Origin of the sequence: Thermodesulfovibrio sp. Kuro-1 (assembly GCF_006538445.1) — a bacterium.
Lineage (GTDB): Bacteria > Nitrospirota > Thermodesulfovibrionia > Thermodesulfovibrionales > Thermodesulfovibrionaceae > Thermodesulfovibrio > Thermodesulfovibrio yellowstonii.
The window spans coordinates 283,155-296,400 of sequence record NZ_BJKS01000003.1; the positions used below are offsets into that span (position 1 = coordinate 283,155).

The window sequence follows — 13,246 nt, forward strand, 5'->3', positions numbered from 1 at the left end:
GGAGGAATAAATGATAACTAAAGGTAAAGTATATCTTATTGATGTAACAAATAGAGATGGCGTTCAGACTTCAAGAATATTACTTCCAAAGCTTTCAAAAACTCTACTCAATCTATACCTTGATGAAATGGGAGTGTATCAAAGTGAAATTGGTTTCCCAACATTAAAGCATGAAGTTAATTACATCAATGCTAATTTAGAACTTGTTGAACTTGGTGCATTCAAAAGAATTCATCTTGAAGGATGGGCAAGAGCAATTCCTGAGGATGTTGAACTGGCTTTTAAAAATTGCCCAAAAATAAAACATCTTAATCTTTCAGTTTCTACTTCTGAGATAATGATACAGGGGAAATTTCAGGGAAGAAAAACCTGGGATGATATTGTAAAAGGAATGTATAATGCTGTAAAACTTGCCAAAGAACTGGGAGCGGAAACAGTTGGATTTAATGCAGAAGATGCTTCTCGCACAGAATTAAGCAGATTAATTGAATTTATTTTAGCAGGAAAAGAAGCAGGGGGAGATAGATTCCGTTACTGTGATACACTTGGCTGTGAGGACCCGATCACCATTTATGAAAGAATCCATACTCTTGCGCTGGCAACAAGATTTCCGATTGAAATGCATTGCCATAATGACCTTGGAATGGCAGAAGCAGTTTCTGTTGCAGGAGCACAGGGAACAATAGAAGCAGGAGTTGACAGTTATATAAATACAACAGTTAATGGATATGGTGAAAGAGCAGGAAATGCTGATTTGGTTTCAACAATTCTGGCATTAAAATTTTCTCATGGTTTAAAAGAAAAATGCCCTCTTGACGAACATGTTAATCTAAAAATGGCATGGAAAATAGCAAAATATGCATCATATGCTTTCAATATTCCTATTCCTATAAATCAACCAGGTGTTGGTGCAAATGCTTTTGCTCATGAATCGGGAATTCATGCTGATGGGGTTCTTAAAGACAGAGCTAACTATGAGCTTTATTCTCCTGAAGATGTAGGACGTGGTGAGCCTGAACTTCTTGAGACAGGCAGAATTATAACAACAGGAGAATATGGTGGAATTAAAGGCTTCAGATATGTATACAGCAAACTTGGAATAGAATTTCACGATGATAATGAAGCAAGAAATATACTTGAGCTTGTTCAGTATGCTAACCTTCACACTCAGAAGCCTCTTACCGATGACGAATTAAAATTCATTGCAACCTATCCTGACATTGTCAGGCAGATTCTAACAGTAACACCCTAAGGAGGACATAACTAATGTATAATATTACCCTAATTCCTGGAGACGGAATAGGTCCTGAAATTTCAGAAGCAATGAAAAAAGTTGTTGAAGCCACAGGAGTTCAAATTCAATGGGAAATTCAAAACGCAGGTGAAGAGGTATATTTAAAAGAAGGTAATCCTCTCCCTGAAAGAGTTATTGAATCAATAAAGAAAAATAAAATTGCTATAAAAGGACCTGTAACAACTCCTGTTGGAACAGGGTTCAGAAGTGTTAATGTATCATTAAGACAGGCTCTGGATCTTTATGCATGTGTCAGACCATGTAAGAGCTTTAAAGGTGCAAGAACATTATATGATAATATTGATTTAGTCATTGTAAGGGAAAACACAGAAGATCTATATGCAGGCATAGAGTTCAAAAAGAACGAGCCTGAAACACTTGATTTAATTAGATTTATTGAAGAAAAATCAGGCAAAAAAATTAGAGAGGATTCAGGAATAAGTATTAAGCCAATTTCAGTTTTTGGAAGCGAAAGGATTGTCAGATTCGCTTTTGAGTATGCAAGAAAAAATGGCAGAAAAAAAGTTACAGCAGTTCATAAGGCAAACATTATGAAACACAGTGATGGACTTTTCCTTGAAGTTGCAAGACAAGTTGCCACACATTATCCTGATATTGAGTTTGAAGACAAAATTGTTGACAATATGTGTATGCAGCTTGTTCAGAAGCCTGAATTATATGATGTTTTAGTTTTGCCAAATCTTTATGGAGATATCATCAGTGACCTTGCAGCAGGACTTATTGGTGGACTCGGATTGGCACCGGGTGCAAATATAGGAGATGAATATGCAGTTTTTGAACCAACTCATGGAAGCGCTCCAAAATATAAGGGATTGAATAAAGTAAATCCTTTTGCAATAATATTAAGTGCAGTAATGATGCTAAAACATGTAGGAGAAGAAAAAGCTGCAAATAAAATAGAAAAGGCAGTAGCTGAAATAATAGAAGAAGGTAAATTTGTTACCTATGATATGAAATCACCTGATAACCCGGTTCCTCCTGTTGGAACACAAGAGGTGGCAGAGGCATTGGTAAAAAAGATAAAAAGTTATTAAAATGTTTAGTGTGCAAAATAAGCCTCTGCAAAATCTCCTATGTCAAATTGACAAGAAAAGTATTTTTAGGTATTCTATGACAACATCTGAGATGAGGGATTATAATTTTATCCTCTTTTTATTAATATGAATGAAATTTTTTTAATAATTTTTCTCATCATTTTAAATGGTTTTTTTGCTGCAGCTGAAATTGGAGTAGTTACATTAAGAAAAACAAGACTTAAACAGCTAATAGAAGAAAAAAGACCGAATGCTGAAATAGTTCAGAAATTTAAGGAAAACCCAGATAAATTTCTTGCAACAATCCAGGTTGGGATCACTCTCATAGGAAGTCTTGCTTCAGCATTAGCAGGTGCATATGCAGTAAAAAATATAAAACCCTTGATTGAGATTTTGCCATTTAGTTTTTTAAAAATTTCTGCGGAAGTAATATCTATAGCAATAGTTGTAATATTGGTAACGTACTTTTCAGTTGTAGCTGGTGAACTAATTCCCAAATCCATTGCACTGTCTCATCCTGACTGGATAAGCTTAAAAACAGCAAAATTTATTGATAGATTTTCAAAATTAACCTTCATTTTTGTAAAAATTCTTACTATTAGCACAAACTTTCTTCTTAAACCTTTTGGACTCAGAGCATTTTCACAGAGAGGTTTCATTTCTCAGGAGGAATTAAAACTTTTAATTGAAGAGGGAGAAGAAAAAGGAATATTTGAACCCGATGAAAGACAACTTATTCATAGTGCATTCAGTTTCGCTGAAATAACCGTTAAAGAAATAATGGTGCCCGCACCTCAAATGGTTACTGTTAGCATTTATATGAGTGTTAATGAAATTAAAGAAATTATAATGGATGAAAAATTTTCAAGATATCCTGCCTTAGGCAAGGACCTGAATGATATTAGAGGAATACTTCATGCAAAAGACTTCTATAATGCACTCATTAAAAATCCTGACTTATTGGATATAAAAAGACTTCTTAAGCCTCCAATGTTTGTTCCTGAAACAATGAAAATAAATATACTTCTTAAAGAGATGCAGAAAAAAAGAGTCCATATGGCAATAGTTGTTGATGAATATGGTGTTGTAACAGGACTTGTAACCCTTGAAGATATTCTTGAGGAACTTGTAGGCGAAATCAGAGATGAGTATGACATTGAAATGCCTGTAATTACACTTCCTGATGGTTCAATGATAATTGATGCTACAATCTCCATAAGAGATTTAAAGGAAGACTACGGAATAGAAATTGAAGAATCAGAAGAGTACGATACTTTAGGAGGATTTATTCTTACATCACTTCAGAGAATACCGCATGTCGGTGATACTGTAAATATGGATGGAAAAATTTTCAAAGTAATAGAAATGGTGGGACAAAGGATATCAAAAATAAAGTATGAAGCTATAGATGTTAAGAAAGAATAGGCATTCTTCTTACAATAAATCTGTAAAATAGTATTATCAAAACTACAACTCCTAATGAGAGAGCAATTTCCATCCATGTAGGATAATACTTTTCTGAAAATGGAATATACCAGTTGTATGCAATTAAACTTACATTGAATCTATTAATTATAACTCCCAATGCTATAAAGAAAGCCATAATCCGCACCAATTTAGCAAATTTTATTTTTATTGCATAAATTAAAATAATTGCAGGAGCAAAAACAAAACCAATATTTTCAAAAAGATACCATAATCCATAATCAGTAGTTAAATAATGCCAGTTGTCATAATGAGTAAGATCAAAAATTTTAAGAATTAAGTATATAAAAAGGGCTAAAACAAGCACTTTAGCAAGTCCTATAGTTTTACTATCAAAATCTTCTTGATCAAAGTTTTTGATTCTGTCTCTGAAAACTTTATGTGATATCGTGCTTTCTATTATTACCATTGATATACCAGCAAAAATTGCAGAAATAAGGAAAAACAGTGGAAGTAATGCTGAATACCAAAGTGGATGCACTTTGGTAGGAGCGACAAGGAAAAGCCCTCCAAGTGCCGATTGGTGTCCACCAGCTATAATAACTCCAAAAACTGTTGCCCATATACCAAGTTTTGAAAAAAATTCTCTTAACTTTTCTCTACCAAGCCATTCAAAAAATGAAGGAAACATCTCAATAAAGCAAATAATAATATATAAAAAGAAATGCCATGCGATTAGAAAAAGTATTGAATTTAAGCCCCAAGACCAGCCAATTACATAGACAACACGATAGTATCTACCGAGGTCAAACATTAAAGCAAAGACTGCAAATACATAGCCAAGAAGGCTTGAAAGAATTGCTGGTTTAGCAAAGTGTTTGTAATCCTTTATTCCAAAAAGGTAAACCGCAGTTCCTACTGCAAGTCCTGGTGCAGCAAGAGCAATTCCTGCAAGGATGTCAAAACTAATCCATAATCCCCATGGATAGGTATCTGAGAGATTTGTTGCAGGTCCGAGTCCGTAAATAAGCCTGTATATCATTGAGTAAAAAGATGCAATGAGCACAATTAAAGCAATAATATTCCAGAAAGTTGTTCTGCTTAGTATATATTCTTTAAATGTCATACCTAAAAGAATTTTTTTTCTGAACCAGCTATTCTTTGTCATGGCTTTTATCTTTACTTTTTTTGCTTTTTGAAATCATATAGTAAGCTCCCCAGACAAGTGGAGCAGCAGCAACTATTTCAAAAACTTTGACAGTGAAAAGAAAACTTTTACTAACCTTTGGAATCGGAGTTTTATCAAGTTTTGGAAATCCAAGCTTTTCAAAGGATGTTCCTGAAATATAAAGCCAGCTTGTTCCTCCAGCTTCATGTTCTCCATAAACATGAGGAATGTATCTCTGAGGATTATTATTTATTGTTTCATAAGCAAGTTTAAGCATTTCACTCCTTAATCCGAATTTCATAACATCAGCTGAACATATTTCAATACAGGCAGGGAGTTTGCCCACTGTGATTCTATCAAAACACATTGTGCATTTTGTAATCTGTGGAGTAATAGGATCATAATATTCATAGGCTGGAATATCAAAGGGACATGCAATCATGCAGTAACGACAGCCTACACAAAGTGATGGATTATAAAGAACAGCACCTTGTTCAGTTTTCTTAAATGCGTCAACAAAACAGGCAGACTGACAGGCAGCATCAATACAATGCATGCATTGTTTTTTAACGTATACAGGAGCATTGTTTTCATAAAATCTATTAACTACTGTAAATGAACCAGCAGTAGGTCTCCGAACTTTATCAAAAACTGAAGGCTTTTTATCTTTTGATTCCTCAAACTCTTTAATAGGGCTATTAGGATTTTTATTCCATTCGTTGCATGCCCATTCGCATCTACGACAACCAATACATTTTGTTAGGTCAACTAAAACAGCATAGGGTTCTTTTTGTAATACACCTGCTTTTTTTACTTCCTCATACTTTTCCCAGTTTTTTCTGTTTGCCAGATTTCCTGTAGAGTAAGTAGAAGAATCTGTACCAAAAGCATTTTTGCCTATAAGAGTTAATCCTGTAATCGTAAAAGCTTTTTTTATGAACTCTCTCCTATTCATAATATCCTCTAATACTTTTTCTTTTCTCTAATCATGTTACAAATTACTATAAAAGCAAATATTGAAATTATAGCAACTAAATATTCATATCCATGATGTGAAAAAAGTTGCTCAATTATGGGCATTTCCTTTGCTCCCTTTTCTTTCATGACATTCATGACATTTTCTTGGTTTTTCAAGTCCCATATTTTCATGACATTTTATGCACATACTGTGATATGCTGATTGAAGTCTCGGTCTTCCCAAAGCCTTTGAATCAAAAGAAATGCTATGACAACTTGCACATAGAGGAGGCTTGTTTTTTTGAGCTTCAGCATCTTCTTTGCTTTTATGATGGCATCCCTTACACATAGTCTGTATATCTTTATGAAAGTATGTTGCCATAGAACTTTTGTTTGATATATCAGTAAGCTTTTTAACCATTTTATAATGAGGGATTTTTGCAGGTTCAAACTCCTTTTCAATATGTTTGATTATTACCTCTTCTTTTACTTTATCTGATGAAACAGTAAATGATTTTATTTCTTCAGGTTCTTTTTTCCCTGTATGACAACGATTACAAATTTCTCTGTTACCCACTTCTGTTTTAATTGGTGCAATAAAGTAATGGCAACCTGAACACTCTTTTTTTGAAGTCATCTGTTTATGACATCCCTGACAACTTATTTCTGAATTAAGTGAATGGAAAGCTGTAAGAGTATTTACAAATCCACCTTCTTCTTTACCTTGTAAACTATGGCAATCTCTACAAGCCTTTAATGTCTCATGGTGACAGACTCTACATGTTTTATTATTTTTCTCATGAAAGTTATGTTTAAAAGCAACACCTTTCATTTTCCCTTCTTCAACATTAAGGAATACTTTATCTGGTTGATCTCTTTCAGGTCTTGAAACTTCTTTAAGTTCCTCAGTTGTTTTATATTTTCCTGTATGACACTTTGAGCACTCTAAAGGACCTGCGTCTAATCCCTGTAGTTTATTTTGCATATGACAGTTTAAACAAAGTTTATGGCAAGAATTTTCCATATTTAAATTCTTTTCTTTTGCTACTTTGACTATTTTTGACAATTCAGGTCCTCTTTTTTTAGTAAAATCATGACAGTAATAACATGACTGCTCAGTTCCTTTCTCATATACAAGTGCAAGTTCCTTATTTTTTTCTTCCATGTCATAGATATGATGACAGAGGCTACAGTCTTTTTCATGTTTTTTAACATGCTTGTCATGAAGGTAAAAATCAAACTCAAATATAGGATATTTTACTTCAAATTTCTCATTTACCTTTTTATGACAATCCCTGCAGGAAAGAATTTCAGGACCTGTTTTTTTACCTTGAGCACTTATTTTTTGATGACAGATAAGGCACTTACTATGATAGGCATTTTTAAGCTTTTCAGGATTTTTTATGTTTTCTTGAAAAGAAAAAACAAAATCATTATATTTATCCTTTAAGTGACATTCCTGACAGACTAATTCTTGAGGTTTATTAACTATCTTTGCTATAGAATCAACATGTTTTTGATGTTCAAATATTACTTTACCATACTGAAGAATGCCAAACACCTCTTTATGGGCTATTTCTACACGATTTTCAGGCTCTTTTAACACTACTTGACTTTTAGAATAAATTGTCATAGCCAGAAAAATAAACCCTGATAAAACTATAAAAAACATTTTTTTCATGGTTTCATCTCTTCTGGAATCTCTATTACTTCAGTGATAATATCAGTTAAAAATTTAACATGCACTCCAAGTTTATAATAGTCATTTAAATCTTCAATTCCTTTGTGACAGGTATGACAGGGAGCTATCACTATTTTTGCACCTGTATCTTTTATCTGTTCTGCTTTTATTTTTCCCCCTTCAATCCTTGCCATCTTCCATGGAGGTCCTGCATCTATCATCCCTCCACCTGCGGAACAGCAGTAGTTATATTCATATCCAGGATTTATATCAATAAAGTTTTCACATGTGGCTTTTACTATATATCTAATCATATCTCCCAATCCTCTATATCTTACGATATTACAAGGATCCTGAACTGTAACCGGTTCTTCAATTTTTTTTGCGATTTTAATTTTTCCATATCTGATTAGTTCATAGAAAAACTCAACACCGTGAATGTAAGGAATGGGAGAATCTTTCCAGCCAAGAAATCTTACTCCCTCATAAACTCCAGTTCTAAATGCATGTCCACACTCACCCATTACAATCTTTTTCACATTTAATTTAAAGGCAAGCTCATAATGTCTTCTTACAACCATACCCATTGTTTCTGAATCCTGAGCATAAAAAGCTTTATTTGTATAGTCCCATCCATCAGTATCCGGCATAGTCCAGTCAACTCCTGCAACATTCATTATTTTTGCCATGTTTGTAAGAAGTCCTGTCATATATTTTGCTTCAAGTCCGTGAGCAAGATAAAGAATTTCAGCATTTTTCTTACCAAGAGGAATTCTCGCATTTTTAATCTCTGCTCTTAATTCATCTTCAAGCCACTGGACTGTATCAAGCCACTCATCCTGTCTAAACCAGAGCATGTTTGTTGTTTGCATATGGCTCAATGCCTGATCCTGTATATACTGCGGCACTGCTCCAATAAGGCAGCATATCCTTCTTACAAGAGAGATTAAATAAGCAATGTCTATGCCAAAAGGACAAAACTGTACACATCTCCGACAAAGATTACATTCGGAAAAAGCAATTCTGGCATACTTTTTAATATCATCCTTGCTAACATTTCCATTTTTATTAAGCATATCCCAGACTGTCTGTTTTACTTTAGCTGCAGGAGCATAGGTAGGATCATTATTATGAGCAAGATAGTGATGACAAGAATTTGTGCACATTCCGCATCTCATGCAGGTTTCAACAAAAATCTTAAGTCTTGCAGATGCTTCATTTTTTAAAACTTTATCAATAGCTTTCTTTATTTCTGCTTCAGAGATATTTTCTAATGTTTTATCTATGCCTATATCTGTAACTGGCTTTCTATTAAAGGGAAAAATCTTTTCAGCCATATTAGTAATCCTTTGAATGTCTTACAGCACCAAATTCAGAGCCCGTATGAGCTCTTGTTAACCAGAATAAAAACATATGGCTTAACCTTGTGAAAGGAATTGAAATGAGCATAATCTCTCCAGCAATAAAATGAATTACAAGCATAACTTTATATTCAAATAAAAGCTCATAATGGGCAAGAAATCCTGTTATAAAAGGCAAGGAAACAATGAATAGAGATAGATAATCGGCTTTGCCTGACAGAAATTTTACATCTGGCTGTAGCATTCTGCGTATCAGGAGTAAGAGCACACAAACTATAACAATGATTGTCATCGCATCCGCTAAACCTTGAGGTAGACTCCACCAACTAATTTTCCATGACTCATACCATAATTCAATATGTCCTATTAAAAAAATCGGAGTAATAATAAGGCATATATGAAAAATAAATGTAATCATTGTAAACCATGGATGTTTTTTCATGCTTATACTTCCATAAGGCATAAGCCAGTGAATAACAGAACGAAGGGTGTATTTTAAGCTTAGATAGGGATAAATAACTCTTTCTTTTTTTGCAAGCTGGAGAAATTTCCATATCCGATAAAACATTCCAATAAAAAACACTGCAAAAGCAAACCATACAAGAGGTCCTCTTGCCAATGTATAAATTGAAGGATCTTTAAAAAACTGTTCCATTACCTTAAAATCTCTCCAATTGTTAAAATTTTTCTGTAATACCTGCCATTTTTAATACATCTTACAAGAATTTTTTCACCATCAGGGCTAAATTGAGGTTCCCACAGTATATCAAAGGTATCTTTTCCTATTTCTCCATCTAAAACTATAAAATAGACTCCTTCTTTCTCTGCCTTTGTTATAATATGAGAACTGTCAGGACTAAATTGAGGTGACCAGACTCTCTCAAATCCTCGTTTCCATGGTATCCCATCAACAGCTACAGTCCACTGATTATTTTCCCTTACAACCGCAGCCACTTTTTTCCCGTCAGGACTGAATTGAGGAGGTAAAACAGCCTGAGAAAATGTCCTATTCCACGGTATCCCATCAACTGCAATAGTCCATTTTCCAAAATCCGTGGCAACTACCGCAGCAATTTTTTTCTTATCTGTACTTACTCTTTGATTCCAAAGTTGAACAAAGTATTTATCCCAAATTGTTTTACCATTCATTGCAAGTGTAAAACCTTTTTGAGTTTTCACTGGCACACAAATATGATTTTCATCTACAAACAACGGTTCCCAAGCATAAGGAAAAATTTCATTCCATATTTCACCATTAACAGCAACAGAAAATTCCTGCTGTGAAAGCCTTACTGTTGCTGAAACTTTTTCACTATCCGGACTAAAATTGCATCCGTAAACTGAAATAAAATTTTTATCCCATGCAACGCCATCAACTGCTACAGTCCATACACCTTCTTTAAAAGTGAATATATCAAGAACCTGAGGATTCTTTGTTCTGACATAAGATGCGGTTTTTTTACCATCAGGAGAAATAAATAAATCTCTTGTATCAAAAAATAAGTTCTCCCATACTTTACCATTTATACAAACTCCGTAAGAGTCTCCTTTTTTTATGTTGAATGCTATTGTCGAAGCATCTTTACTAAACTGAAGATTCCATGCATAATCAAAAGTTTCTTCTAAAAGGTTTTCCTCTACTGCCAAAGTCCATTCATAGTTTTGTAAAACAAGACAAGCAATAGAATTGTCAGGAAGAAAATTTAGAAAGCAAATCCTTTCATATGAACTATTCCATGTTTTTCCATTTATACATGGTGTAACCTTTTTATCTTCTATCTCAACTGTTGCAGCTAATTTTTCTCCATCTGGGCTTGCAAGCAACTCATGAACAAAAGAGAACTTCTTTTTATATTCATTAACATCACAGATAAATTTTTCTTTAGTTTCCCAATCCCAGTTGAACATGTTAATCGTTATCTATTAAATAACAGACTAAAAAAAAAGTCAAGTATTTTAATACCTCCTTGAAAAAGACCATTATGAAGATACAAACAAACTCTGTTGTTGAAAGGTATTCTTAAAATGTTTTATTATTAACAATGATTTTTAATTAATTTTGGAGGTAGCAGTGAAAACATTAGTTAATATAGATAATGGGAAAAAAGTCAGAATTTTAAAAATTTCAGGAGGCAGAGGTGTTCGCCAACATCTTCAATGTCTTGGATTACATGTTGGTGATATTGTAACTTTAAAAAAAAGCTCCTTTTTAGGCGGGCCTGTGCTTTTAGAGGTTAATGGCTATGATGTAGCAATTGGTAAAGGAGTGGCTTCAAAGATAGAGGTTGAAGAAGTAGAATGAAAATTGCTTTTATAGGACAACCAAATGCTGGTAAAAGCACAATATTCAATGGTCTTGCAGGATACAAAACAGTAACAGCCAACTTTCCTGGACAAACAGTCCACTATACAGTAAGCAAAGTAAAAGTCGGAAACGAAACTTTTGAAATAGTTGATTTACCAGGTATTTATTCCCTTACAGCCATTGACATGGCTGAACTGGAATCAAGAAAATACATTTTATCTGGACAGGCAGATGTTGTTATAAATGTAATTGATGCTTCTACTCTTTCAAGAAGTTTGGAACTAACGCTTCAACTTGCGGAACTACAGGTTCCAATGGTTATCTGTTTGAATATGATAGATGAGGCTCGTAGAAAAGGCGTTGAAATAAGCCAAGAAAAACTTTCTCAAATTTTTGGAGTGCCTGTTATTGAAACTGTTGCAAATAAAGGAATTGGTCTTGATAAAATTTTTAGTTCTGCAAAACAGGCATATTATGAAAAACTTATTCCAAAAATTCAATTTTTTCACAAAGATATAGAAGAAAAAATTGAAGAAATTGAAAAAATTATTCCTTATGAATTCTTAAAAAACATTCCCAGAAGATATATAGCTATAAAATTATTAGAAGGAGATAAAGAACTTTTTGAGATAATTGGAAAATATCCTGAAATCTTAAAAAAAATTAATGATTTGAGAGAAGAAATTAAAACAACACATGGAAGACACGCTGATACTGTTATATCATCTGAAAGGCATGCCCTTGCAATGAATTTATTTGAAGATGTAGCAAAGGTTGGAGAGCCCTTGAAATCATTTAGAGAAAAGGTTGACGATCTTCTTACAAATAAATATCTCGGTTATCCTCTATTGTTTTTAATTCTATTTGGAATATTTTTTATAGTATTTGAAGTTGGAAAAATTATAGAAGAACCTCTCACAGAAATCTTCAATTCTTTAATTAAAAGACTTCCAGAATTTGTTCAGGAAAACTCTCTACTATTTTTTATTTTTAAAGGATTGCTTGAAGGCTTCTCAGGAGGCTTAGGAGTTGCTATTCCCTATTTAATCCCATTTTTTATAGGGCTAACTATTCTTGAAGACATAGGATATCTACCAAGAATGGCTTTTTTAATGGATACAGTAATGCATAGAATTGGTTTGCATGGTAAAAGCATCCTTCCTTTTGTTATTTCCTATGGATGCAATGTTCCAGGAGTTATGGCAACAAGAATACTTGAGTCTCCAAGAGACCGTTTTATTACTGCAACACTTTCTGTTTTAATTCCATGTGCAGCACGAACAACAGTAATATTCGGATTGATTGGAGCATATATCGGAGGATTTGCTGCAGCAGGGCTTTATCTTTTTAATATGTTTGTAATCATGATTTTAGGTGCAATATTAACAAAATTTATTCCAGAAACAGCAGGATTAATAATGGAAATTCCACCATTGAGAATTCCAGCAATAAAAAATGTTTTTATGAAAACATGGCTTAGATTAAAAGATTTTATGGTTGTTGCCTGGCCTCTGCTCATTATAAGCAGCATTATTCTAAGTTTTCTTGAGTATTTAGAGCTTGATCTAATTCTGAATAAAATTTTTTCTCCAGTAGTTAGTTGGCTACTTGGGTTACCAGAACAAACTGGTATAACGCTTCTTTTTGGTATTCTCAGAAAAGAACTCTCAATGATAATGCTTTTTCAGGCAATGCACACAACTCAGTTAAATACTGTTATGTCAAATTTGCAATTGATTGTTTATACAATATTCACGATATTTTATATACCCTGCATTGGAACAATGGGAGCATTGCTCAAAGAATTAGGCTTTAAAAGAATGATTTTAATAACTATTTTAACCATTGCTTTGGCATTAATACTGGCTTTGACTTCAAGAATAGCTCTGTCTATTATCATTTGAGAAAAAGTTTAAAATTTTGATATCCTTAAATTAAGGAGGCAAATCAAAATAGCTAAAGTTTACGGTAATACAACAGGATTAAAAAAAAGTATAATT

General features: G+C 33.4%; 11 protein-coding genes. 5 read left to right on the forward strand and 6 right to left on the reverse strand.

The features are described 5' to 3' along the window. The first annotated feature begins 10 nt into the window (after positions 1-10). The 3 genes from FLY87_RS05500 to FLY87_RS05510 all read left to right on the forward strand — a co-directional run bounded on the left by FLY87_RS05500 (position 11) and on the right by FLY87_RS05510 (position 3,774). Positions 11-1,252 carry a LeuA family protein gene (locus tag FLY87_RS05500; protein ID WP_012545541.1) on the forward strand — a complete coding sequence of 414 codons (1,242 nt, stop codon included), beginning with the start codon at positions 11-13 and terminating at the stop codon, positions 1,250-1,252. A gap of 14 nt (positions 1,253-1,266) precedes the next feature. Next, positions 1,267-2,349, forward strand: a complete 1,083-nt coding sequence (locus tag FLY87_RS05505; RefSeq protein WP_012546683.1) for an isocitrate/isopropylmalate dehydrogenase family protein — start codon at positions 1,267-1,269, stop codon at positions 2,347-2,349. A gap of 126 nt (positions 2,350-2,475) precedes the next feature. Next, entirely contained in the window at positions 2,476-3,774 is a 1,299-nt protein-coding gene (locus FLY87_RS05510; protein WP_141266510.1) for a hemolysin family protein, read from the forward strand. On the opposite strand, the gene nrfD is transcribed toward FLY87_RS05510, so the two are convergent. The 6 genes from nrfD to tmcD all read right to left on the reverse strand — a co-directional run bounded on the left by nrfD (position 3,761) and on the right by tmcD (position 10,849). Next, positions 3,761-4,942, reverse strand: coding sequence for an NrfD/PsrC family molybdoenzyme membrane anchor subunit (gene nrfD / locus FLY87_RS05515; RefSeq protein ID WP_141266512.1), 1,182 nt, complete (start codon positions 4,940-4,942; stop codon positions 3,761-3,763). The two genes, FLY87_RS05510 and nrfD, sit on opposite strands and share 14 nt — an antisense overlap. Continuing rightward, a complete protein-coding gene (locus FLY87_RS05520) occupies positions 4,929-5,897 on the reverse strand; it encodes a 4Fe-4S dicluster domain-containing protein (RefSeq protein WP_141266514.1) in 969 nt (322 codons plus the stop codon). Before FLY87_RS05520 ends, nrfD begins: the two co-directional genes overlap by 14 nt. A gap of 111 nt (positions 5,898-6,008) precedes the next feature. After that, on the reverse strand, positions 6,009-7,580 hold the full coding sequence (gene hmcA / locus FLY87_RS05530) for a sulfate respiration complex hexadecaheme cytochrome HmcA (RefSeq protein ID WP_141266516.1): 1,572 nt from the start codon (positions 7,578-7,580) through the stop codon (positions 6,009-6,011). Then, complete coding sequence (locus tag FLY87_RS05535; protein ID WP_141266518.1) at positions 7,577-8,917, reverse strand: (Fe-S)-binding protein; 1,341 nt, start codon at positions 8,915-8,917, stop codon at positions 7,577-7,579. Before FLY87_RS05535 ends, hmcA begins: the two co-directional genes overlap by 4 nt. 1 nt (position 8,918) lies before the next feature. Beyond that, complete coding sequence (gene tmcC, locus FLY87_RS05540) at positions 8,919-9,596, reverse strand: TmcC family electron transfer complex membrane anchor subunit (RefSeq protein WP_012546704.1); 678 nt, start codon at positions 9,594-9,596, stop codon at positions 8,919-8,921. Further along, a complete protein-coding gene (gene tmcD, locus FLY87_RS05545) occupies positions 9,596-10,849 on the reverse strand; it encodes an electron transfer complex subunit TmcD (RefSeq protein WP_038059110.1) in 1,254 nt (417 codons plus the stop codon). Before tmcD ends, tmcC begins: the two co-directional genes overlap by 1 nt. Positions 10,850-11,012: 163 nt before the next feature. Here tmcD and FLY87_RS05550 point away from each other — a divergent pair, with 163 nt between their 5' ends. Together FLY87_RS05550 and feoB are read left to right on the forward strand one after the other, a co-directional pair. Next, a complete protein-coding gene (locus tag FLY87_RS05550; protein WP_012546008.1) occupies positions 11,013-11,243 on the forward strand; it encodes a FeoA domain-containing protein in 231 nt (76 codons plus the stop codon). Then, on the forward strand, positions 11,240-13,150 hold the full coding sequence (gene feoB / locus FLY87_RS05555; RefSeq protein ID WP_141266520.1) for a ferrous iron transport protein B: 1,911 nt from the start codon (positions 11,240-11,242) through the stop codon (positions 13,148-13,150). Before FLY87_RS05550 ends, feoB begins: the two co-directional genes overlap by 4 nt. The last annotated feature ends 96 nt before the right edge of the window (positions 13,151-13,246 follow it).